Origin of the sequence: Agrobacterium sp. V1 (assembly GCF_030518355.1) — a bacterium.
In the GTDB taxonomy this organism is placed as follows: domain Bacteria; phylum Pseudomonadota; class Alphaproteobacteria; order Rhizobiales; family Rhizobiaceae; genus Agrobacterium; species Agrobacterium cucumeris.
Map to the genome: position 1 here is coordinate 140907 of NZ_JAULSF010000003.1, position 22624 is coordinate 163530.

Here is a 22624-nt window from a genome sequence, read left to right on the forward strand (position 1 = left end):
TCTAGGCCTGGCGCGTGGGCTGTCGCCGGCGCGCCATGAAAATGAGAAATGGCGCGCCGAGCACGGCGATCACCACACTTATGGGAATCTCGTCCGGCGCGACGGCCGTGCGCGCCATCGCGTCTGCCAGAATGACCAGTTCAGCACCGATGAAAGCGGCAACAGCCAGCGTCAAACCTTCGCCAGCCCGCACCGCCCGCCGCGCGATGTGCGGGGCAGCTAGTCCGATGAAGGCAATGGGGCCGCTGGCTGCCGTGGAGCCTCCCGCCAGCAGCATCACGGTTATGAGACTTATCAATCTCGTGCGGTTTACGGATACACCAAGCGAGGCCGCCCGCTCGTCGCCGAGGGCGATCAGACTTATGCGTGGCGCAATCCACAGCGCCAGCAGAAAGCCCGGGCCGAACATCCAGAGCGATGCGACGACATTTTTTACCGTTGCCGCCGCCAGCGAGGCGGCGCGCCAGTTGCGGACGAGGTCGAAACGGTCCGGATCGACCAGGGCAATGGCCTGTGTCAGGCCAAAGCAGAAGGCACCGACGGCGATACCGGCCAGCGTGAGGCGCATTGGCGTGGGGATGCCTGCCAGAGCCTGCACGGTGAAAGCCGCCAGACCCGCGCCGATGGCAGCGAGCCAGAAAGGCGAGGAAACGATGTCTGTTCCCAAAAATCCCGTTCCCATGATGATCGCCAGTCCGGCGCCGGCGTTGATGCCAAGCAGACCGGGATCGCCCAGGGGATTGCGGGTGACGGATTGAATGATGCCCCCGGATATGGCCAGGGCAGCCCCCACCAGTGCGGCAAGCATGACGCGGGGTAGCCTGATATCCCACAAAATCAGGCTTGCCTCATCATCGGCGCGGCTGCGAACTGCGTCGAGGATGGTTCCGAAAGACATATGGCGGGCTCCGGTGGAAAGGCCAAGCAGGAGCGTTGCTGACAGTATGAGGCCGCAGCACAGGACAATCAGGATCACACGCAGTCTGCTGCCGGCGATCAACGTCATTGCGGTTTGCCTCTGACGAGAAGGCTGCGCCAGCCCTGCGCCAGGTATCGCGCCGTGTAAAATGAACCGAACACGCAGTTTCCATTGATGAGATGGACGCGACCGGCGCGAACGGCGGGCAACCTTTGCCACAAGGGCTCTGCGGATAGATGGCGTGCGGCGCCATTGCCGAAATCGATCAGCAGAATAGCATCGACATCGCCAAAGACCTCGCCGAAACACTCCAGCGCCACCTCACCATAGGGGCCGAGCCGGTCCGCGCCGATCTCCTGTCCGCCGAGTTCCGACAGCACCTGCGCCGGCATGACAAGACCGTAGCCGGTACCCTGGCTGCAAACCATCGCGCGCCGCTTGACCGTATCGTAATAGAGTGCGGCAAAACGCTGGAGCGCCAGCGTATCGGCATGTTGATAACGGACATCCGCGATCAGTCTGTCGTGTTCGCTGAGGCGCTGCTGCACGAGTTGTGGCTTGCCGAGCCAGTTGCCGAGTTGCTGCAGATTGACCTGCCAGCTTTGAAGATGATTGGAGGGCAGAACCGGCGCGATGGACGACAACCGGATCAATGGCCACCAGTCGGAACTGGGCGAGGAGTCCGGACACAAGATCAGGTCCGGTGCCAGCGTGAGGATCTGTTCGAGGTCCGGCGGAGCCGTCAGCATCGGCACGTTATCGGCCACGGGAACCCAGGGTCGCGCTCGACTGTGGCTGTAACCGGCTATCGGCAGATCGAGAGCCAGCGCCGATTCCAGGCTAATACGGGAATCGACCGCAAGTACACGCTGCGGACTTGCGGGGATGTCCACGCCCCCAAAAGATGTTTCCACCCTTCGTCGCCCGTCCGGGGCAGGCGACGCTGATGGCGCAGGCAGCGTCATCGAAGCACCGGCCGCCAGAAATGCGCGCCGCGAAAAGCAAGGCATCATAATTCGCCCCGGTCAAAACTTGAAGGTGGTTGAAATGGTCAGGGCGCGCGATGCGCTGGGATACAGCAGGTTAAATCCAGGGAAGGTGCTCCAATAGGCTTCGTTGAAAGCATTGGTGAGATTGGCCTGGAAGATGATCGGCTGGGCATTTTCCCGCTCCCAGGTATAGCGCGCGCCAAAATCGAAGGTGTTCCATCCGGACATTTTCTGCAAATTGGCGGCATCCACATAGGATGAACCGGTGGAATTCATCCGTGCCGACAGGGTCAGGTTGGAAAGGAACTCGGGATCCCATTCCGCTCCGAGCGTGACGGTATAATCCGGTGCGCCGGCAGCCTTTTTTCCGTCATAAAGACCATTCGCCGTCTTTGTCGTCTCTGCGTCAAGCAGAACAAGCCCACCCAGAACGCGAAGCGATGGCGTAATTTCGCCCGCCACGTTAAATTCAACACCACGATAAACGGTTTCACCGTCGGCACTGAAGGTGTTGTTTGCACTGTTGGCGACGCCGGAAGCCTGTGTGGTCTGGAAAATGCTCAGCGTAGTGAGAATATCACCCCAGTCAACCTTCACGCCGGCCTCATATTGTTCGGTGACGTAAGGGGAAAGTACCTCGCCGCCATTCGAATAGGTATCGGGTACGGTCTGACCGGCGCTCAGCCCTTCGATGTAGCTGGCATATATCGTGGTATTGTCCCACGGCTTCACCGACAGGCCGACGACGGGCGTCAGTGCATCACTTTCATAAGCACCCGTTTTTGATCCTGTCACGATGTTGAAATTATCAACCTCGACATATTGCTTGCGCAGCCCGAGCGTCAGTTGCAGTCGTTCATCGAATACGGAAAGCGTATCGGACAGTGCAACGCTTGTGAAGGTCGTTTCACTTTGCAGTCCGATCGGCGTGTCGATGATGGTCGGCGCTGGTGCAAATACGGGATTATAGATGTTGGACTGCGTTACCGACAGAACCCGGGTCGTCGCAGAACTCCGGTCGGCGCGATAACCGTTCACGGAAAGCGTGACGTCGTGGGACACCGGGCCGGTATCGAAACTGGCGCGCAGGCCTGCTTCTGCGGACCGGCGGTCTATGTCAATCAGGTATCGTCGGCCTGTAGCGGTGAAATCACCATTCGGCAGGAGACCGGTCCCTGCCTCGACCGCCTGATTCCAGTCCATGGAGCTCAGGCCGCCCTTGGCGTAAATCGACAGCTGGTCGGAAATGTCAAACTCCGTCGAAACAGCCGCATAACGGTCGGTGAAATCGCTGTAGTTCCAGGGGGACACCCAGCCTTCCTGGGGTTTTGGTGGGCGCGCCAGCGCAACGCCGGGCGCTGCTATAACCGTATTGCTCATCCGCTCGGTATCAAGCACCTGCTGCCCAAGATCCACGGCAAAACGGAAGCGTTCGCCCCGGTAGTCCAGAGCAACCGTTCCGTTGGACAATTCCTGCGCCTGGTCCGAAATCGATGTATCGCCGTTGCGATACAGGATATTGGCACGGGCACCCCACTCCTTGCCGTCGCCGAAACGGCGGCCGATATCCAGATGCCCACCAAATTGGCTGTCGGTCGTGTAGGTAGTGGTAAATTGTGTGAGCGGCTCATCTTCGGCGCGTTTGGGCACGAGATTGATCACGCCCCCGACCCCGCTTGGCGAAAGACCGCCGAGGAAAGCGCCCGGACCTTTCAGAATCTCGACACGTTCTATGCCCGCAAGGGTGGTCTGGCTGTTGGGTGCGACCCCGAACAGCCCGTTATAAGCCAGGGCACCATTGCCAACCTGGACGCCGCGAATAATGAAGTAGTTGCCATTGCCGACGTTGGTCGGCTCGACGTTGCGGATGGCCGGATCGTTCTTTACGACATCTGCGACGGATTGCGCGTTCTGGTTCTCTATCAGTTTCGCCGTATAGTTCGTGACGGTGAAGGGTGTACTCATCACGTCGCGATTGCCAAGAACGCCGAGCGCTCCGCCGGTTGCGATCTGGCCGCCGGCGTAGACCGGGGGCGAATTCCAGTTATTGATGCCTTCGATGAGGATGGGGTCAAGCAGTGTCGAGCCATCCGCCGAGATGCCGCCATTTCCGGCCGGCGCGTTTAATCCGGTGATCGTTATGGTGCTGCCGTTGATGCGGTGATCGAGGCCTGACCCGGCGAGCAACTGCGCGATCGCATCGTTGCGGGTAAACGAGCCCCGCACGGCCGGAGCGCTTTTCCCTCGTGCGAGATTGGCGTCGAAGAACAGCTGGGTACCGGTTGTGCTTGAATAAGCGACCAGAGCCCTTGAAAGCGGCTGGGACGGGATATCGAAAGAAATCCTGCGCTCACGTGCGGTTGTTTGTGTCGATTGAGCATGTACTGGTAGCGGATGAACTGCGCAGGCAAGGGCAAGGGCGGTTCCGAGCATCAGGGACCGGCGGAAAAAGGATAGCGGCAGCCGTCGGACAGTTACGCCGCCTTCTATATGCCTACGCTGTCCTGATACGTGTTCGTTCTGCATAACCGCCCCCTGTGTCCGAAAACCCGCCTCACGGGTTCAGTTTTCGCTTGAGGGTCAATCTTTGCTGCTACCCTCATGGTGTCAGACACTTGGGAAGACCGATCTAATGACTGGCGGCTGCATTTTTTTTCTAGTTTTTTCTGGTTTATCGGCGATAGATGGCCGTTACATAGCCATTCGCGTTTAAAATCCGGAGCGGCAAGGTGTCTGCAATTGTCTGCAACGCGGTTTCGGTATGCCTCGTGTCAAAGATCGCGGTGACTGGAACATCGCCGATTGACTGGTCCATCAGAATGATACGACCGCGGCGGTAGCGTTCGAGCTCGGCAAGGACCCGCCGAAGGGGAACATCCTCGAAAACGATGCGGTCACGGCGCCAGGCCTGTACGGTGGCCGCATCCGCCTGTGTCAGCGGCCGGATGCCGTCGGCGCCATAATCGAGCTGCCATCCGGACTGGACCACGACGTCATTCGCTCCAGGCGTCTGAACCGCGACAGCATGCTCGATAACCGATACCGTCACGATATCGGACATGATCTTGACGTCGAATTCGGTTCCGAGCGCCCGTATGCGACCCTTCTTGGCCTGAACAATAAATGGCCGGTTGATATCGGCAGCCACCTGGAAAAAAGCCTGGCCGCGGTGCAGGATGAGATGCCGTTCACCGCCGGAATATTGCATCGAAAGGGCGGAATAGCCACCGAGTTCGACAGAGCTGCCGTCAGGCAGAGGGAATGAGCGGCGTTCGGCGATATCGGTTCGGAAATCCGCAAACAGGTCTGCACGGGTATAAAGATATGCAGCCGGCGCTGCGATCAGTACCGCCAGACCGCCAAGAAGGGCGCCGCGCCTGCCGATTGCCCCCGGCTGCTGCCGCTCGAATTCCGGCTTCACCACATCGAAGCGATCCCACAATGTCCGAGCCCGATCATAAGCGATGCGATGGGATGGGCGGGCGGCCAGCCAGGTCTCGAAGTCAAGCCGGTCCCTTTCACTGGCGTGCTCCTCTTTCATCCGGACGAACCATTCCAGCGCCTCCATGTAGATTGGATCAGTCTCGTCGTCCTGCATGGCAGCCTGTCATTCGCCGGCTCTGTCTATCCAGCTGTTGTGTCGGTTTCACCGATTTCCATCTCCGGTGATCTATAGGACAGATGGCGAAGGGAAACCAATGTAAAGCTGCGGTTATTCCGCGCCCAGGCGACGATCGAGTTCCGCCATGGCAGCAACCACCTGCGTGATCACGGTGTTGCGGGAAATATCCATGTGCCGGGCGATTTCGTCATAGGAAAGACCCTCGATCCTGTTAAGCACGAAAGCCTGCCGCCGACGCGGGGGCAATTGGGCGATAGCCATGAGAAGCCTGCGGAGTTCGCTGCGATAAAGGACCACCATCTCCGGTGAAGGCTTCGTATCCGCTATATCGTCTGTCGCAGCACAGACCATCTCCACCTGTGAATGCCGGCCTGAGTCCCGCAGATAATTGAGGGCAAGATTTCGCACCGCCCGCCTGACATAGGCCGCATTATGAGGACTGGAGCTGCCGCCGGAGCCGAGGATGTTCGCAAACACCTGTTGGACCAGGTCTTCGGCCGTATCGGGATTGCGGACCATGCGCCGCACGAATGAGCGAAGCCGCTCGTATTCCGTCACGTAAAGCGTTGTTATGTCCAGCAAGGGGTGGTCATCCAATCCAGATTCCGTCGCTTCTATAACAATAAAACTTGATATTTCAAGTCATATTATGGTTATCGGCCGACCCAAGCGATATGTCGCTCAATTGGGAATTCTTCGGCTCCGGTTTCGTCCGAGATGTCGTGCTTTGCTCAAATCACCAGCTGATCAACACAATAATCAGTGTTCGCCCCGACCGCGATGCCCGCAAATTACGGGCGACCCATGAACATTCAAATGCATGGAAATCGAGATAGTCCGTAACCACCCGACGTGGCCTTGACGATCGGCAGATAATATCAATGCTTCAAAGGCCCATCAGGAGGATGAGTGTTGTCCCACGACCAAGAAGCACATAGTCACGATCACACCGCCGGAGCGAATGTTAGGATGCTGCGTATTGCATTGACGCTGACATCAGTCTTTCTCGTCGCCGAGGTCGTCGCGGGTCTATACTTCAATAGCCTGGCACTTCTTTCCGATGCAGCTCACATGATGACGGATGTAGCGGCACTCGCCATAGCCCTGATGGCCATCAAGATTGGAAATCGCGCCGCAGATGATAAGCGTACGTTTGGGTACAAGCGTTTTGAGGTTCTCGCGGCCGCCTTTAACGCTCTGCTGCTTTTTGCCGTCGCCATCTACGTCTTCGTTGAGGCGATTGACCGTTTCCGCAACCCGGAACCTGTAGGATCAACCGGAATGTTGATTGTTGCTGCTCTCGGCCTGCTGGTAAACCTCGTCTCCATGCGAATTCTTGCCGCGGGACGAAAGGAGAGCCTGAACGTGAAAGGCGCATATCTGGAGGTTTGGGCCGACATGCTCGGTTCGCTTGGTGTGATTGCGGGTGCAACGGCAATCTATCTCACGGGGTGGTCATGGATTGATGCAATTGTCGCTGTGCTCATCGCTGTTTGGGTCCTGCCACGCACCTGGACCCTTCTTCGCGATACGACAAACATCCTCCTGGAAGGCGTGCCATCAGGGTTGAGCCTGAAAGACGTTCGACAGGCAATCTCTTGTGTTTCGGGCGTTGCCGATGTTCATGATCTTCACCTGTGGTCGATGTCAGGCAGGGAGATTAGTTTTACAGCACACGTTGCTCTGGACAGGCAAGCCAACGGCACTGCCGTCAGGGGGCAGATCGAGCAGATGCTTGTAAATCGTTTCGGTATCGCGCACTCGACGATTCAAATGGAAGAACGCGGAGAGGTACACGGCGATCACCAGTATCACTCTTAGGGTTGATATCACGTTGCTTGTCTGAACTGGCGAAGCGCTTTGACTGTGCAAAAACATCAGCAAGCCACACGACGGTTGAAAGCCCTGCATCACTCGCTTTTGTTTCTACAGTGGCGCGTGAATTATCCACCTTGGCGTAAACCCCTGCGTCTGTGAGACCAAGCAGTGTCGCGACGAGGGTGCAAGATGTCGTCCGGAACATATCCGTGCGTATCGACGGCGTGCCAAACTGTTCACGACGATCAATGCAAACCGCCAGCGTCTCCAGAAGCCAGCAAACAAAACGCCGATATAGGCATTTGCGAATACCGCAAACTTCTTTACTTTAGTGACGTTATGACATGCATGGCGCCAATTAATCGAACACCTAACCTCGACTGGCGCAGGGTGACCGACATCGTCCGCCTCACGGCGCGCGCACCGCAAAGAGCCAGGAATTGGAGTTGACGAATGGTCCCTGACGTCGAGTTTCTGTCCCCACAAAACCTTCCACCCACTGCAAATTACTCCCATATCGCTATCGTATCGGCAGCGGCGAGGACAATTTACATTTCCGGGCAAGTTCCGTTGAACGCCGATGGCTCTCTGGTTGGGAAAAATGATTTCGAGGCTCAGGCGATAAAAGTTTTCGAAAACATGGGTGCTGCCTTAAAGGCAGCCGACGCCGACTTCAACGCATTGGTCAAGATTGGACTCTATCTCAGCGATATATGTGAGCTTCCGACGCTTCGTCGCGTCAGAGATGAATTCATCTCAACGCAAAACGCACCCACCAGCACCCTCGTACAGGTATCGGCGTTTTTCCACCCTGACATTCTTTTTGAAATGGACGCTATTGCGGTTGCATAGTGTCGGTTTATTGCGATTCCGCATGATTGATCGGACTTGTTTCGCCAAAAAATGAGTGGGAAAAAGCCCGCCCCCGCCGCGATGATGAAAGACGTGCGGGGCCGGTTTTGGAAATTCTCTCACGCCAGGTCCGCCACAAGGCCAGCCGCGGCAGTTGCAGCGTAGCGATCGATGGGGGAAGTCGGGATCGACTGGATCCACCTCGCCCGTTCCATATAAAAAGCAACTCCGGCCAGCCGCTATTGATAGGCGGGGTGGGGCGAGTGGCCGGGTTCCTCGCAAAACCCGGCCTATTGGTTACGCCGCATCTCCAGCGCGTCCGCAAATGTCTTCTAGCATTCGACCTTGAGGGTCAATCCGCTAAAATAGCATAGATCAGCAGCAATCCGCTGCGCCGCGTCAAAATCCGGGCTATCGGTGAGTATCTGGTATCCTCCTGCAGCGAGCTCTCCATAGATCGTGAAAAACTCCGCTTCTGCGCGGGACTTGCCGCCCTCAATGCAGGTTCCGTCATAATCCCTGGCAGAGGTATCGACGCAGCCACCAAGGACGAGACTTGTAAAATCGCTCCAATCCGGCTGGGCTGGACGGCAGTTAAATGCAGCGTTCCGGGCCGATAAATTTGAGATGGTAGGGCGCATCAACGTATGCCCTTCAACTTCGCCATTTCGGCACCAATAAGCCAAAGTGCCTTGTTGAGCCTTATGTCCTGATCGATGCCAGTCACGGCGCGGGATCGTACGCGGCGAGGATGGCGGGGATCATCACGATCGATCGCGCGAATACCGCCCTTGATAGTGTTTTCCTGCACCACATTCCATGTCGTCCAGAGATCGTCAGCGACATCATCGGCGCGGCGTTGCCTCAAAAGCTGCTTTGGCTGAATGGGTGTTTTCGCATCGCCAAAGCGCAGCAAGTGCGCCCCTTGCGCAAGAATTTGCTTTTCCTCTTCGTTGAGACGCATATTTGCCCAGTCCTGCGGGGCCCGAAGTGTATTCTCTGCGGCTCTAAGTACGGCATAGGTCCCGTCGATGACTTTCGCCTGTACGTCGCCGGAATGGCGGACCTTGACCTCCTCGACCGTGCCGGTTTGCGTCACAAGTGAGTTCAGGCAACGCACCCGGAACAGGCCAGCCATCAACTCGTAGGAACTGGTGCCGTCATTGGCGTTCTTGAGCAGAATTTCGCAGACGGTGTCACCGACGTTATAGATCTTGCCGTCATCGATGCGGCGAAGACGAATGAGGTGCTTGGTATAATCGGCCTTTCCCTCAATGCGACTGGCTGATTGTTTTGCCCCGACAGGCACAAAACCCTCCTTCATAAGCCCGCGCAGGATTTCGATTGTCGGAATTGGCTGGAACCGTCGCGACCTGCTTTCATGCGCCGAGGTCGCGAAAATTGACGACGCAGCCTTGCGGAGCTCGTCTTCACTCAAAGCGCGGCCAGTGTCAAAACGTGCGGACGAGGTGTAAACGGTCATGATTGGCTCTCCATTGTTGCCTTGGTTCATGAGCAAGCCCCGCAATGGGCGAAGCCTTTACCACCGTTCTGGTGGATGTGCTCTCACATCCGCCGGAACGAAGGGGGAAGGGCAAAGCCCGCTCCCCGGTGATGCGTGGGGCTGGTCATGGGTCTGGCCGGCTGAAAATCGGAAGGTTCGGTGCCCAGTCGCTGAAAACCGATTTTCTGGCGAACGGACAGGCGCAAGCCTGCTTGCCCATTGGCGAGATCCACGAAGCATCGTAGAGCGGGGGAAACGGGGAGAAGGGCAGCAAGCGCAGCGGATGCACCAAACGGAGTTGACCGCAGATGCGGTCCCCTTTCAAGCGTAGCGTCCGACAGGCCCTCGTCATCTAGACGTTGACGGCATGGCTGGGAAGGTTAGGAGGCTGCCCTGGAAGGGGTGCTGGCCAAGTCTTGTCCGAGCCTGAAACGTCTACAATCATGATCCGATACAGCATTTATCCTTCCGGGGCATTTCTGGTATGATGGCCGGGGAGGTTTGCAGTGGCGGGGCGCGCGCCTGCGTTAACGCTATCGTTTTAAACCTGCCGGGCGATTGAGCCGATCGTATTTACGATAATGCGCGCGGCCGTCAGCGCGGACATCCCGTCGATGTCGGCGGGCGGATAGAATTCGACAAGATCGAATCCTGCGATACTTGCCCGCGTGCTCACGCCTGCTATCAGATCGATCACCTGAGTATAGGAAAGCCCACCGGGGGTGCGCGCAGCCACCCCCGGCATGATACTGGGGTCAAGGCTGTCGCAGTCAAGGGTGATGACGACCCGCGCGCCCTGCGGAATATGGCCAAGAGCGACCTCGACCCCCTGGGCATGAATCTCACGAGCCGTTACAAGGTGACTGCCATAACATCTTGCTGCATCGACATCAGCCGGACCTGCGCTGCCGACGCTACGCAGACCGGCCTGCACGATGCCAGCGACGTGGCGCATCTCGCTCGCCCGGCGCATTGGACTGGAATAGCCATAGCGTTCACCGTAGACTTCGTCACGCCAGTCGAGATGGGCATCAATCTGCAAAACCCAGACCGGACCCTGGTCCTTAAAACTGGCGAGGAAGGGAAATGTCACCGAGCAGTCGCCGCCGAGCAGGATCGGGACGGCCTGCGACTTCAGGATTTCAAGCGTTTTCGCCTCGATACGGGCTCGGTTACCCTCATTGTCATACATAGTAGTCTGGATATTACCCGCATCCAAGCAGCATTGCGGGCCCCCATTGAAAAGTGGGCCACCCATGTCGAAATCCCAGTGTTCAACAAGTCCGGCATCGTCCTGGCTTGCAGCGCGGATGGCGTCGGCAGCCAAGGTGTAGCCACGGCTATCTTTGCCCGGATAGGTGCTGCCGTGACCGACACCAAATATCACCATACGAGGCAAACGATCATTCGCCATGTGGGCGGGGAAGCCAAGAAACGAGGATGAGGCATTCATTCCGACAGTCCTGAAAAAGCGAACTTCTATTGTAGACGGGCTAAGTCTCCGGATGAACCTTATTCCACATCCAGAAATAATGCAGGTGATCACTTAATTTCGCCCGCCTTGGTCGTCCCCAAATAGCGCCGGACGTGATGGCGCCGGTTGGCGGGAAAAATCATGTAGTCCATTGGAGACTTCACAAAAATGAATCGGTTTATCCGGACCGATTCAGAAATGTCGTTGGACCAGAGATTCCGTTCGCGCGAATCTTGGGCATGATCACACAGCACTTTCATCTTTATTTCGAGCGCAAGGAACCGTCCAAAAACATGGCACGCTTTTATGCCTTGTCCATTGAACGGGATTTGTTCGGCGAACTCTGCCTGATGCGGCGTTGGGGACGTATTGGTGCACGCGGACAGACTATGCTCCACAGGTTTGGGCAAGAGTTGGACGCTGTAGCCATGTTTCTGGAACTGGCACGGCGGAAGCGGGCAAGGGGCTACAGAGCCACGCCAGTCGAAGGAAGCGACTGGCAATATTACTGGTATGCGGGAAATAGCGGGAGGCGAGCGAGATGACGCACTTCATCAACCAGACGTAGCGCAAAAGGACGTGACGAAGGCCCCATTGTGAGCACGTTGGACTTGTCGGCTCCGTTGGCTATGTGGTTGTCGACCTGCACGGCGGCGCGGTCGAAGAAGCGCGACAGGCTCCCCAGAAGACCGTGGAAGCTGTCTGGCCGGCATAATCATGATTGCGATCGCCGTACGGGAATGCAGAACCGCTTGCAGCGGAGGCTTGAGGTCCATGAGCGACTGCACCTCTAATACGCCTTGGGCGTCAGCTTCCCCCAAAGATCGAACCGGAGACCAGCCTGCCCTGATCTTCAATCGAGAGCAGTTCGTAACAGTCGGCATAATACGTGACGACGCTGTCGAAGTTCGCCCAATCGGGCCATCATCCAGCTCGTGCACGGAGTGCTTGCGACGCATTCAACGTTCCTTAACGCCGCCGAAACCATTCCACTTGGTTCCCAGCATGCCAAAGTGCGGAGAGAACCAGATATTTCCGTCCCGCCCGACTCTGGGCGGAACACCGTGCTGAAATGAAGATCAGCGGATCCACTCGTTCCAGCGCTGGATCAGCATCGCCATGTTAGAATTGATCCAGTCAGCGTCCGGAACGATTATCCTGCTTTCGACATCAGCAGCAGAGGGCAATCCGGCCCGACCCGCCGCGGACATCATTGCAATCGATTTTCGGCTCGGCGGCGTGCAGGAAAGTTGCTCGCAGGCTTTTGCCTGCACGTCGGGGTTATCCAGCCAGAAGGTTACGAGTTTGAGGGCGTTTTCCCGGTTTTTTGCGCCTTTTATGAGCGCTATGCGATCGCCGACCAAAAAGGCACCATCGTAACTCCAGCCAATATCAAACCCCTCATTTTGCAGGGCCTTTGCTCGGGTGAGCCAAATCTGGCCGAGATTATAGTCACCGTTGCGAAAGCCTTGCACACTCTGATCGCCGGTTTTCCACCATAGCTCGACGGCAGGGCGAATTTCGTCGAGTTTGCGCAAGGCCCTTTCGATGTCCAGAGGAAACAGCGCGTCTTTATTCACACCATCTGCGAGGAGTGCTGCTGCCATCACTCGCCAGGGGTCATCAAAATTCGGAAAGGCCCGCCCCCCCGGGAATCGCTTGGTGTCCCACATATCCGCCCAGTTTTTCGGATGATTGCCATCGCCGCTCGGCTTGAACACCAGAAGCGTTGCGGTTGATTGCAGACGTACGCCACCCCTTGTGCAGGCATCGAAAACAAGGTCCGCGCTTGTGGCAAAGCTCTTGCAGAACTCCGTGAGATCCTCGGCGACATCAAAGTGTGCCTGGGAGCCAGTCTGAATTTCTCCGTCAAGAAACAGATCCCACGTCACATTGCCGGTCCGTACCATGGCGGATGCCTTGGCGCGCTTTTCCGCATCCGTGGCAGACACCGTGACAACTTCGATTCCTGTCACTTTCGTAAACGGTTCGAACCAGGCATCACGCAGGACTTTCTCGTAAGTCCCTCCGGTTGTGGCGATAGTGACGCTTTCGGCGCGCACCACCGAGGCAGACGAGAAGATCGTGATCGCTGCCATTGTCGCGAACGAAATGGTTGAAGGGCCTCGGCAAGCCTTCGGCGTGTGATCAAATTTGACCATGTTAATATCCTTTGTTGTTTGGTTGAGACTGCTATTTTGCCCGTCTGCCTGTCAGTAGTTTTACCCCGACCATGAGAACGAGAGAGACAGCGACCAGCACGGTCGAAGCTGCTGCAATGACCGGTGTGAGATTAAAGTCGATATCTTCAAACATCTTTCGCCCGATCGATTTCCCGCCGACGTCTGAAATAAAGAAGGAGACGGTCGCGTCGTCGAAAGAGGCCAGAAACGCAAATACCGATGCCGCAGCAATGCTGGGGCCAATATTGGGGAGTTCGACGAAAAAGAAGGCCTGCATCCGGGTTGCCCCGCAATTTTGTGCAGCAAGCCCGAGCGAACTGTCGAGCTTCTGCAGGGCCGCCCCGATGACAATTACGACATAGGGTACGGCAAGGACGGTGTGGGCAAGGACGAAACCGATGATCGTTCCCGTCATCCGCAACGGCGCAAAAACCAGATACAGGGCAACGCCCAGAACGATGTGGGGAACGATCATCGGGCCAAGGGCGAGGCTCTGAAGAATACCCCGACCCGGTAGACTGCTCTTGGCGATCGCAAGAGCCGCCATGGTACCGACGACTGTTGAGATGACGGCCGTAAGAAACGCAATCTGGAGGCTGAAACGGGTCGCCTCCATCCAGTCGGGATCCGCAAAATACGCAAGGTACCATTCGAAGGTCAGCCCGCGTGGCGGAAATTCGAGATAACTTCCTTCATTGAGGCTCATCGGGATCACCAGCAATGTCGGCAACACCAGGAAAATCAAGATCGTGGTGACGATTGCCGCTGACAGAAATGTCTTCAATATAGCCCCATAGACAGCGGGGAGGTTGCCAGGTCGTGTGGCGAAGCGTTCAGTCGCTAGTGTAAGGTTGTCAGACACCACCGTTCAGTCCTTTGCTAAGCGAGCGGGTTTTGCGAAAGATGAGGATGACGGTCAGGGTCAAAATCAGCAGGACAGTTGAGAGCGCCGCGGCAAAGGGCCAATCGAGAAGTACTGTCGTTTGTTGTCCTATCAGCGTTGCGATCATCATCGAGCCCGGCCCGCCAACCAGTGCCGGCGTGACGTAGAAACCAAGCGCCAGGACGAAACAGATGACACATCCCGCGAATATGCCCGGTAGCGCCAGAGGCATCGTTATGGTGACAAAAGCATGGACCGGACCGGAGCCAAGCGTCCGTGCTGCCTGGACATATTCGGGCGGAATTGCCCGCAACGCCGAAAAGACAGGCAGGATCATGAAGGGTAACAGCACATGTGCCATGGTCAGGATCACGGCACCCTGCGTGTATATCATGCGCAAAGGAGCATCGACCACTCCAAGGGCAACAAGGCCTTCATTGATGATGCCATTGCGTTGAAGAATGACGATCCAGGCATAGGAGCGGATGAGCACCGAGGTCCAAAGCGGAATGAGAACACAAGCCGTTACCACCAGGGCCAGCCGATGCTTCAGCCGTGTCATTGCATAGGCGACCGGGAATCCGAGAAAGAGAGCAGCAACCATGACGGACATGGCAGTCATTGCTGTTGACATCAGGACGCCGAAATAAAGCGGCTCGCGAACTATTCTCAGATAGTGGTGAGGGCTGAAATCGGGCAGGCTCAGGGCGATGAGTTTGAGAAGGGGATACGCGAAGCCCGCGCTCAATACGGCCAAGAATGGCAGGAGTAACAATATTGCCGTGGCATGAGGGTAGGTTTTTGCCGAAGATGAAAGAAATACCCGCTCCCTCAGGCTTGGGCGGGTCTTCAAGATCGAAAGGTCGCTCATGCCGCAGACCTTTCGGGCGTTACAAAACAGGTGATCACAAGCGGATCAACCACAACATCGACCTGCTGCCCGATTTGGAAGGCAACCTGTTGGTTTGCACGCGGAACTGAGCCGGTTTTTCCACCGAGAAGTGAGCCACCTCTAAGTATGGTTTTCTGATCAGGCTTTGGTCAAGGGATTGGCCTTTTCTCCTCTCTTCTGTGCTGCTGCGGCCGAGCTGGCCTTGAAGCGGAAGCTGTCGTTACCGGTTTCCAGGATGTGGCAGCGGTGGGTCAAGCGATCGAGCAGAGCGGTGGTCATCTTGGCGTCGCCGAAGACCGTGGCCCATTCGCTAAAGCTGAGGTTTGTGGTGATGATGACGCTGGTGCGCTCGTAGAGCTTGCTTAGCAGGTGGAAGAGCAGCGCTCCGCCTGACGCGCTGAACGGAAGATATCCGAGTTCATCAAGGATCAGCAGATCGAGACGGACCAGCGTCTCGGCAATCTGGCCTGCCTTGCCCTTTGCCTTCTCCTGCTCGAGCGCATTGACCAATTCGATAGTCGAGAAGAAGCGGACTTTTCGGCGGTGATGCTCGATAGCCTGAACACCGAGGGCAGTCGCGATATGGGTCTTTCCTGTGCCCGGCCCGCCGACGAGGACAATGTTATGCGCATCGTCCATGAACTCGCATCGATGCAGTTGGCGCACCGTCGCCTCGTTGATTTCGCTGGCGGCGAAGTCGTAGCCGGAGATGTCCTTGTAGGCAGGGAAGCGAGCAGCCTTCATATGATAGGCAATAGAGCGGACCTCGCGCTCGGCCATCTCGGCTTTTAGCAACTGGGACAGGATCGGCACGGCCGCATCGAAGGCTGGAGCTCCTTGCTCGATCAGGTCCGTGACGGCTTGGGCCATGCCATACATCTTCAGGCTACGCAGCATGATGACGACGGCGGCGCTGGCAGGATCATGACGCATGGCGACCTCCCACGATCCGGACCCGCAAACCATCGTAGCGTTCTACATTGGCCTTAGGTTCACGCCGCAAGGTCAGCGCCTGTGGCGTGTCGATGTCGGGGTCGTCAGTCGTCTTGCCATCTATCAGGCGATGCAGCAGGTTCAACACATGCGTCTTGGTCGCGACGCCTTGATCCAGAGCCAGCTCCACAGCCCTGACGACAACCTGCTCGTCGTGATGAAGAACGAGAGCGAGAATGTCGACCATCTCACGATCGCCGCCGGGGCGGCGAAGCATCTGGTCCTGCAATTTGCGTAAGGCGGGCGGCAATTCCAGGAAGGGTGCGCCATTGCGTAGAGCACCGGGCTTGCGTTGGATGACCGCAAGGTAATGCCGCCAGTCGTAAATCGTTCGCGGCGGTTTGTCGTGACTGCGCTCGATCACCCGCGGATGTTCGCAGAGGATATTGCCCTCGGCCACAACGACCAGCCGCTCGGGATAAATCCGCAGGCTGACGGGTCGGTTCGCAAAAGACGCAGGTACGCTGTAGCGGTTCCGCTCGAAGGTGATCAGGCAGGTGGGGGAGACGCGCTTGCTCTGCTCGACGAAGCCGTCAAACATGGCGGGGAGCGCCATCAATGCTACCCGCTCATCAGCCCAAACATCCGCGATCGTGCCGGGCAAGGTGCCGTGCGCTGTGTCGCGCCACAGGTCCTGGCAATGCTGTTCCAGCCAGACATTCAATGCCGCCAGATCCGGAAAGTCCGGCATCTGTTGCCACAAACGTGGTCGGGCATCCTGAACGTTCTTCTCAACCTGTCCCTTCTCCCAACCTGCGGCGGGATTGCAAAACTCAGGCGCAAAGACGTAGTGGTTCGTCATTGCCTGGAAGCGGACGTTGACCTGCCGTTCCTTGCCGCGGCCAACACGATCGACCGCGGTCTTCATGTTGTCGTAAATGCCGCGACCAGGGACGCCGCCGAACACCCGGAACCCGTGCCAGTGAGCGTCGAAGAGCATCTCGTGCGTTTGCAACAGGTAAGCTCGGACCAGAAAAGCTCGGCTGTGCGATAGCTTGATGTGCGCCACCTGCAGCTTCGTCCGCTCGCCGCCGACCACGGCATAGTCCTCACTCCAATCGAACTGGAATGCTTCGCCTAGGCGGAAAGACAGCGGAACGAATATGCCGCGGCCAGCCGTCTGCTGCTCAACCCGCCACTCACGGGCGAAGGCGGCGACACGGCCATAGGAGCCGGTAAAGCCCAGAGCCGTCAGATCGGCATGAAGTTGCTTCAGCGTTCGGCGCTGTTTGCGTGACCTTCCGGCCTGGGTCTTCAGCCAGCCAGAGAGTTTGTCGGCGAACGGATCAAGCTTGCTCGGTCGTTCCGGTACCGTGAACGTCGGCTCGATCGTACCCGCGCTCAGATACTTCGCGATCGTGTTACGTGACAGCCCGGTGCGTCGGCTGATCTCCCGCACTGACAGCTTCTCACGCAGTGCCATCCGACGGATGATGTTTAAAAGTCCCATGTGGATCACTCCGTTGCCCCCGTCGCTCTCCGCGTTGGGGGAAGGTTCACATGGCTCAATTCTCAATGGAAATTATGCGCCTAACCGGCTCAGTTCTGCGTGCAAACCAACAGCCAAGAGTGCGCTTGGTGCCGTTTCTCTTCCACAGGCAACCGCCGCGGCGAAGGAACTGGGGTTGATCTAGACGCCAGAGGCGACCTCTTGCTGTCGCAAAGACTGAGACAACGGGAATGCCATGATCCGGAACTATCAAGGCTGATGTTTACCGGCTCGACCAAAACGCCAATACCAGGGCTCGCCTGGGCATTTCCTTCCAATGGTTGATCGGCTGCGCGACCTGAACGCGTCGCCATCGTCCAACGGCCCAGTTGCCCATCATTGTTTCCAACGCCAGTTTGCGATCTCGGGCATGTCCTCCCCATGCTCCTGCACGTAGGCTCGATGGTCGATGAGTTTTGCCCTAAAGCTATCAGCGACGTCCGGCACCTTGTCGGCCAATCCCGGTACACGCGATATTACCTCCAGAGCCAGATGGTATCGGTCAAGTTCGTTCAGCACCGTCATGTCGAAAGGAGTAGTCGTGGTGCCTTCTTCGATGAAACCCCGCACATGAATGTTCTTATGGTTGGTCCTGCGATAGGTGAGCCTGTGTATCAGATAGGGATATCCATGGTAGGCGAAGATCACCGGTTTGTCCTTTGTGAATACCTGGTCGAATTCATCATTCTTGATGCCGTGGGGATGCTGTTCAGGATCCTGTAACGCCAGTAGATCAACAATGTTGACCGTCCTGATCTTCAAATCAGGTATGGCCTGGTGAAGCATCATAACAGCCGCAAGGGTTTCCATGGTTGGCACATCGCCCGCGCAGGCCATTACAACGTCGGGAGAGATCGTGTTTTCCTCAAAGCTCGCCCACTCCCAGATGCCAAGGCCAGCCTTGCAATGTGCGGCAGCCTCTTCGATCGAAAGCCATTGTGGCTCGGGCTGCTTTCCCGCGACGATGACATTAATACGGTCATAGGTCTTCAGGCAGTGATCGCCGACCCAGAGAAGGGTGTTTGCATCCGGGGGTAGATAAATCCGGACGATGTCTGCCTTCTTGTTGGCCACGAGGTCGATGAAGCCCGGATCCTGATGCGAGAAGCCATTATGGTCCTGCCGCCAGACATGCGAGGTTAAAAGATAGTTTAGTGACGAGATCGGCTTTCGCCATTCCAGCTCCCGTGTCACTTTGAGCCACTTTGCGTGCTGATTAAACATGGAGTCTATGATGTGTATGAACGCCTCATAGCACGAGAACAGACCATGCCGTCCTGTTAGAAGATACCCTTCCAGCCACCCCTGACACAGGTGTTCGGAGAGCACTTCCATGACGCGGCCGTCGCGGGCGAGATGAACGTCGTAATCTTCGATTGCCTGCATCCAGACCCGTTGCGTCTCATCGAACACACTGCCGAGACGATTGCTCTCCGTTTCGTCCGGCCCAAACACGCGAAAATTCTTCATCTCAGCATTGAGCTTGATGATCTCGCGAAGGTAGTGACCGAAGATTTCGGTCGACTGAATCTGTTGCGACCCTCTTTCGCTAATCAGGACCGCGAATTCATGGATCGGCTTCGTCAGCAGTTCCTTACGCAAGAGCCCGCCGTTCGCAAAAGGGGTTGCGCTCATACGTTTTGACCCGCTCGGAGCGAAGGCGCGTAGTTCTGGCTTTAAGCGTCCTTCGCCGTCAAACAGTTCTTGTGGATCATAGGATCGCATCCAGTCCTCAAGGATTTTCCGGTGCGCGCTGTCGCCGCGGCAATTGGCGACGGGGACCTGGTGTGCACGCCAGAAGCCTTCAACCTTCTTGCTATCGACTTCCTTTGGCCCAGTCCAACCCTTCGGACTGCGCAGCACGACCATTGGCCAGCGTGGCACGCCGGCAAAGGCTGCGTCTCGGCGGGCTTCCTGCTGTATTTCGCGAATCTTTTCGAAGGCATCATCAAACGCCTGGGCCATCTTGCAATGCATAAGCACGGGGTCTTGGCCCTCAACAAAGATTGGTTCGTAGCCGTAACCGCGAAACAGGCTCGTCAATTCTTCGTCGCTGCTTCGTCCGAGGATGGTTGGATTGGCGATCTTGTATCCGTTGAGATGCAGGATCGGCAGTACCGCCCCATCACGCGACGGATTGAGGAATTTTGTTGAGTGCCAGGCGGCAGCCAGTGGACCGGTCTCCGCCTCGCCATCACCGACAACACATGCCGAGATCAGGTTGGGGTTGTCGAACACCGCACCAAAAGCATGGACGAGGGCATAGCCGAGTTCTCCACCTTCATGGATCGACCCCGGTGTCTCGGGTGCTGCATGGCTCGGTATACCGCCGGGAAAGGAGAACTGCTTGAAAAGCCGCCGCATTCCGTCCGTGGTTTCGGGAACTTCGGGATAAATCTCGCTGTATGTACCTTCGAGATAAGCGTTCGCCACCATGCCTGGACCACCATGACCAGGTCCGCAAATATAAATGACGTCCAGGCTGCGTGCCCTGATGATACGGTTAAGATGAGCATAGATGAAGTTGAGGCCCGGCGTCGTTCCCCAATGTCCCAGAAGTCTGGGCTTAATGTGTTCCGACCTGAGAGGTTCACGCAGTAGCGGGTTGTCCATGAGGTAAATCTGGCCGACTGACAGGTAGTTGGCTGCACGCCAGTAGCGGTCGATCAAGGAAATTTCTGCGGCGTCAACGGTCGTGACTGTATTCTCATTCATGATATTCCCCTCGGAAAACTGTGGCGGGACAGTACGGACAGTGCCTCGTCGGCGATAACCTGCTCTTCGTCAGTCGGTATAATGAATGCCTTTATGCGGCTGCTCTTCGCGCTGATTTCCTGTGCATGAGCCTCGTTCGCCTTGTCATCGATTTCCAGACCAAGCCATCTCAGGCGCTCTGCAATGCACCGGCGGATCGCCGGCTGATTTTCGCCAATGCCCGCAGTGAAGACGAGAGCATCGATCCCACCCAGAGTTGCTGCCTGTCTCGATATTTCCCCAGCGGCTCTCAGGCAGAAAAGCTCGACCGCCTCTTCTGCGCGATGGTTCGGATCCTTGAGAAGAACCCGGACGTCTCCACTGATCCCGGAGACGCCGAGCAATCCACATTCGTGATAGAGAAAATGCTCGATCTGCCCTGGCTTTGGCATCCCGTTGCGCATCAGGTAGAGAAGCGCGCCAGGATCGAGCCAGCCGGGCCTTGTGGCCATTGGAATGCCATCCAGGGCAGAAAATCCCATACTCGTGTCGCAGCTTCGCCCGGCGAGCATCCCGCAGATACTCGCACCGCTTCCCAGATGGGCCGCGATAACCCGTCCATTTGCCGCGTCCCGATCGATCTCTGCAAGGCGCGTCACGATGTATTTATAGGACAAACCGTGAAATCCGTATCGGCGGACACCAGCATCATGAAGTTTACGGGGGATGGCCAGCCTCCTTGCCAGATCATCCTGCGACATATGGAATGCCGTATCGAAGGACGCAGTCTGTCTGATGCCCGCATTGTGGCCACTTACCGCTCTCATGACGCGCAAAGCCACTGGCTGGTGAAGCGGCGCAAGGGCAACGAGCTCCTCTATTTTCTCTGCAACCTTGTCATCAAACAGTACCGGGCCGCCGAACGTCATGCCCCCATGAACGACGCGGTGCCCGACGGCCAGGATGTTTCCCGGCAGGATGGTCTCAATATGCGAGAGGACCTGTTCGATGACCCTGGAAAAATCACCTTCCGGATCGCCGGCAATCTGCTCCTCCCTGTCAAGGTTTTTCGTCCTGACGGAGAGCTTCAGCGGTAAAATCTCGAGGTCGACCCTGGCTCGGCCAATAGGCTTTGCCATCCCACCGATCACCTCGAAGACGCCGATCTTGAGGGACGATGAACCAGCATTGAAGGCCAGGAGCATGTCAGCTTCCACGCTATCCCCCCAAGGCAGCTGCCACAGTCTGTTTTTCGGCGGCTTTGTCCTTTGCGATCATGGTTTATCCCCGCTCTCCAAGAGACTGCGACAAAAAACTGTCCAAGGCCAGTTTTTGTTAGTCTGGTCTTGATCAGGCCGTGCCGCCGCTGCGTAGATCACCGATTGGCCATTGTAGCGCTGTTCGAACCGGTTTCCATTGCCTCTTAGGATATGCCTTTCACAAACATCGCCTTGTAACTTGGGAGAACAATGGCGATGTCCATAAAAACTGCAAGGGTCGACCAAATCCCTGCGCGCACGATCGTTTAAAATCGCGCATCACTTCGCCTTTCTTTGCGTCCATGCAAAGCGGACAGTCTGAGGTTAGGCGGCAGCCTGGCACGAGCGTAAGTACGCAACGGTAAATCGCGGCGTAAACGCCATGGCATCAAGGATCAGGTTTCTATTTGGCCAGTGCCGCATCCCAGATCGCTCCATCAGCGGGCATCGGCACTGAAATATGGCTTTGAGCATTTCGCTGAACGTTGGCCATGAGCCAAACAGCGCGACAAATTCATTGGGCTTCTGCGATCAGCGAACGAAACCGTTCGGTCATCCGCGGATTAGAGGGATTATAAGCCATCATGTTGAGATCGGAACGTGCCCCGATCGCAAAACTGAAAACTCCAGCTCAATTGTCACGAGTACAGGATGGTGAAGGCGTTTGACGCCCTCACGCATGCTCGTAACTTCGTTGTCGCTCCACATCGCCTTAAATTCGGGATCGGTAGGGGAGAGCTCATCGACCATTTGCTGGATTGCGGCGCCGGCCCCGGTGAGCGGCAATCTGTCATCGGGCATTTCGCCAAGATCGCCGCCGGGAGCGAGGATCGGGAGCGAAGCGATTCCGCAGGTTCCTTTGCAAGCATCGCCCGGACATTCTCATGGGTCCGTCTGGCCCAGAATAGCGGTTCGGATCGAGATCGATGATGCACCAGATGTTTCACCCTGTCCTAAGTGATCGAAGAGTTCCACGAGGCTCCTGAAGCCAACCATGAAAACCCCTGGCGCAAAGTGCCACTTTTTTGGCACCGCTTACCCTCGCAAATTGCG

20 protein-coding genes and 1 pseudogene are annotated in these 22624 nt (G+C 56.9%); 5 read left to right on the forward strand and 16 right to left on the reverse strand.

Features of this window, described 5'->3' with window-relative positions:
• Position 1 precedes the first annotated feature (1 nt).
• The 5 genes from QSV77_RS24205 to QSV77_RS24225 all read right to left on the reverse strand — a co-directional run bounded on the left by QSV77_RS24205 (position 2) and on the right by QSV77_RS24225 (position 6112).
• Positions 2-1006, reverse strand: coding sequence for an iron ABC transporter permease (locus QSV77_RS24205; protein ID WP_302735411.1), 1005 nt, complete (start codon positions 1004-1006; stop codon positions 2-4).
• Positions 1003-1812, reverse strand: a complete 810-nt coding sequence (locus QSV77_RS24210) for an ABC transporter substrate-binding protein (protein ID WP_302735412.1) — start codon at positions 1810-1812, stop codon at positions 1003-1005. Before QSV77_RS24210 ends, QSV77_RS24205 begins: the two co-directional genes overlap by 4 nt.
• A gap of 132 nt (positions 1813-1944) precedes the next feature.
• Positions 1945-4434, reverse strand: a complete 2490-nt coding sequence (locus QSV77_RS24215; protein ID WP_302735413.1) for a TonB-dependent receptor — start codon at positions 4432-4434, stop codon at positions 1945-1947.
• Positions 4435-4579: 145 nt separating this feature from the next.
• A complete protein-coding gene (locus QSV77_RS24220) occupies positions 4580-5506 on the reverse strand; it encodes a FecR family protein (protein ID WP_302735414.1) in 927 nt (308 codons plus the stop codon).
• A gap of 114 nt (positions 5507-5620) precedes the next feature.
• Positions 5621-6112: an RNA polymerase sigma factor gene (locus tag QSV77_RS24225; RefSeq protein ID WP_302735415.1), complete on the reverse strand. Its 492-nt coding sequence runs from the start codon at positions 6110-6112 to the stop codon at positions 5621-5623.
• 387 nt (positions 6113-6499) lie between these two features.
• Here QSV77_RS24225 and QSV77_RS24230 point away from each other — a divergent pair, with 387 nt between their 5' ends.
• Together QSV77_RS24230 and QSV77_RS24235 are read left to right on the forward strand one after the other, a co-directional pair.
• Positions 6500-7351, forward strand: a complete 852-nt coding sequence (locus tag QSV77_RS24230) for a cation diffusion facilitator family transporter (protein WP_302735416.1) — start codon at positions 6500-6502, stop codon at positions 7349-7351.
• A 450-nt stretch (positions 7352-7801) separates the two neighbouring features.
• Positions 7802-8200, forward strand: coding sequence for a RidA family protein (locus QSV77_RS24235; RefSeq protein WP_302735417.1), 399 nt, complete (start codon positions 7802-7804; stop codon positions 8198-8200).
• Positions 8201-8532: 332 nt separating this feature from the next.
• On the opposite strand, the gene QSV77_RS24240 is transcribed toward QSV77_RS24235, so the two are convergent.
• A complete protein-coding gene (locus QSV77_RS24240) occupies positions 8533-8841 on the reverse strand; it encodes a hypothetical protein (protein WP_302735418.1) in 309 nt (102 codons plus the stop codon).
• Positions 8841-9683, reverse strand: coding sequence for a DUF932 domain-containing protein (locus tag QSV77_RS24245; RefSeq protein WP_302735419.1), 843 nt, complete (start codon positions 9681-9683; stop codon positions 8841-8843). The genes QSV77_RS24240 and QSV77_RS24245 overlap by 1 nt, the downstream gene beginning before the upstream one ends.
• A gap of 44 nt (positions 9684-9727) precedes the next feature.
• Here QSV77_RS24245 and QSV77_RS24250 point away from each other — a divergent pair, with 44 nt between their 5' ends.
• Complete coding sequence (locus QSV77_RS24250; protein ID WP_302735420.1) at positions 9728-9949, forward strand: hypothetical protein; 222 nt, start codon at positions 9728-9730, stop codon at positions 9947-9949.
• Between the two features lie 296 nt (positions 9950-10245).
• On the opposite strand, the gene QSV77_RS24255 is transcribed toward QSV77_RS24250, so the two are convergent.
• A complete protein-coding gene (locus QSV77_RS24255; RefSeq protein WP_302735421.1) occupies positions 10246-11157 on the reverse strand; it encodes an agmatinase in 912 nt (303 codons plus the stop codon).
• Between the two features lie 260 nt (positions 11158-11417).
• Here QSV77_RS24255 and QSV77_RS24260 point away from each other — a divergent pair, with 260 nt between their 5' ends.
• Positions 11418-11723 carry a WGR domain-containing protein gene (locus QSV77_RS24260; protein ID WP_302735422.1) on the forward strand — a complete coding sequence of 102 codons (306 nt, stop codon included), beginning with the start codon at positions 11418-11420 and terminating at the stop codon, positions 11721-11723.
• 534 nt (positions 11724-12257) lie between these two features.
• Here QSV77_RS24260 and QSV77_RS24265 read toward each other — a convergent pair.
• The 8 genes from QSV77_RS24265 to QSV77_RS25850 form a co-directional block, all read right to left on the reverse strand.
• The gene (locus QSV77_RS24265) at positions 12258-13277 is read right to left on the reverse strand and encodes an extracellular solute-binding protein (RefSeq protein ID WP_302735538.1); all 1020 of its coding nucleotides are present in this window, start codon (positions 13275-13277) and stop codon (positions 12258-12260) included.
• Between the two features lie 94 nt (positions 13278-13371).
• Positions 13372-14148, reverse strand: a complete 777-nt coding sequence (locus QSV77_RS24270) for an ABC transporter permease (RefSeq protein ID WP_302735539.1) — start codon at positions 14146-14148, stop codon at positions 13372-13374.
• Positions 14149-14215: 67 nt separating this feature from the next.
• A complete protein-coding gene (locus tag QSV77_RS24275) occupies positions 14216-15115 on the reverse strand; it encodes an ABC transporter permease (RefSeq protein WP_302735423.1) in 900 nt (299 codons plus the stop codon).
• A gap of 159 nt (positions 15116-15274) precedes the next feature.
• The gene (istB, locus tag QSV77_RS24280) at positions 15275-16069 is read right to left on the reverse strand and encodes an IS21-like element helper ATPase IstB (RefSeq protein ID WP_302734002.1); all 795 of its coding nucleotides are present in this window, start codon (positions 16067-16069) and stop codon (positions 15275-15277) included.
• Positions 16059-17579 carry an IS21 family transposase gene (gene istA / locus QSV77_RS24285; protein WP_302734003.1) on the reverse strand — a complete coding sequence of 507 codons (1521 nt, stop codon included), beginning with the start codon at positions 17577-17579 and terminating at the stop codon, positions 16059-16061. Before istA ends, istB begins: the two co-directional genes overlap by 11 nt.
• A gap of 375 nt (positions 17580-17954) precedes the next feature.
• On the reverse strand, positions 17955-20333 hold the full coding sequence (locus tag QSV77_RS24290) for a phosphoketolase (RefSeq protein WP_302735424.1): 2379 nt from the start codon (positions 20331-20333) through the stop codon (positions 17955-17957).
• The gene (locus QSV77_RS24295; RefSeq protein WP_302735425.1) at positions 20330-21529 is read right to left on the reverse strand and encodes an acetate/propionate family kinase; all 1200 of its coding nucleotides are present in this window, start codon (positions 21527-21529) and stop codon (positions 20330-20332) included. Before QSV77_RS24295 ends, QSV77_RS24290 begins: the two co-directional genes overlap by 4 nt.
• Before the next feature lie 624 nt (positions 21530-22153).
• Complete coding sequence (locus QSV77_RS25850; RefSeq protein ID WP_368045866.1) at positions 22154-22372, reverse strand: hypothetical protein; 219 nt, start codon at positions 22370-22372, stop codon at positions 22154-22156.
• Between QSV77_RS25850 and QSV77_RS24305 the strand changes: the two are divergent.
• Positions 22346-22532: pseudogene (locus tag QSV77_RS24305) on the forward strand (efflux transporter periplasmic adaptor subunit); the annotation flags it as partial. The gene QSV77_RS25850 and the pseudogene QSV77_RS24305 sit on opposite strands and share 27 nt — an antisense overlap.
• Positions 22533-22624: the final 92 nt, after the last annotated feature.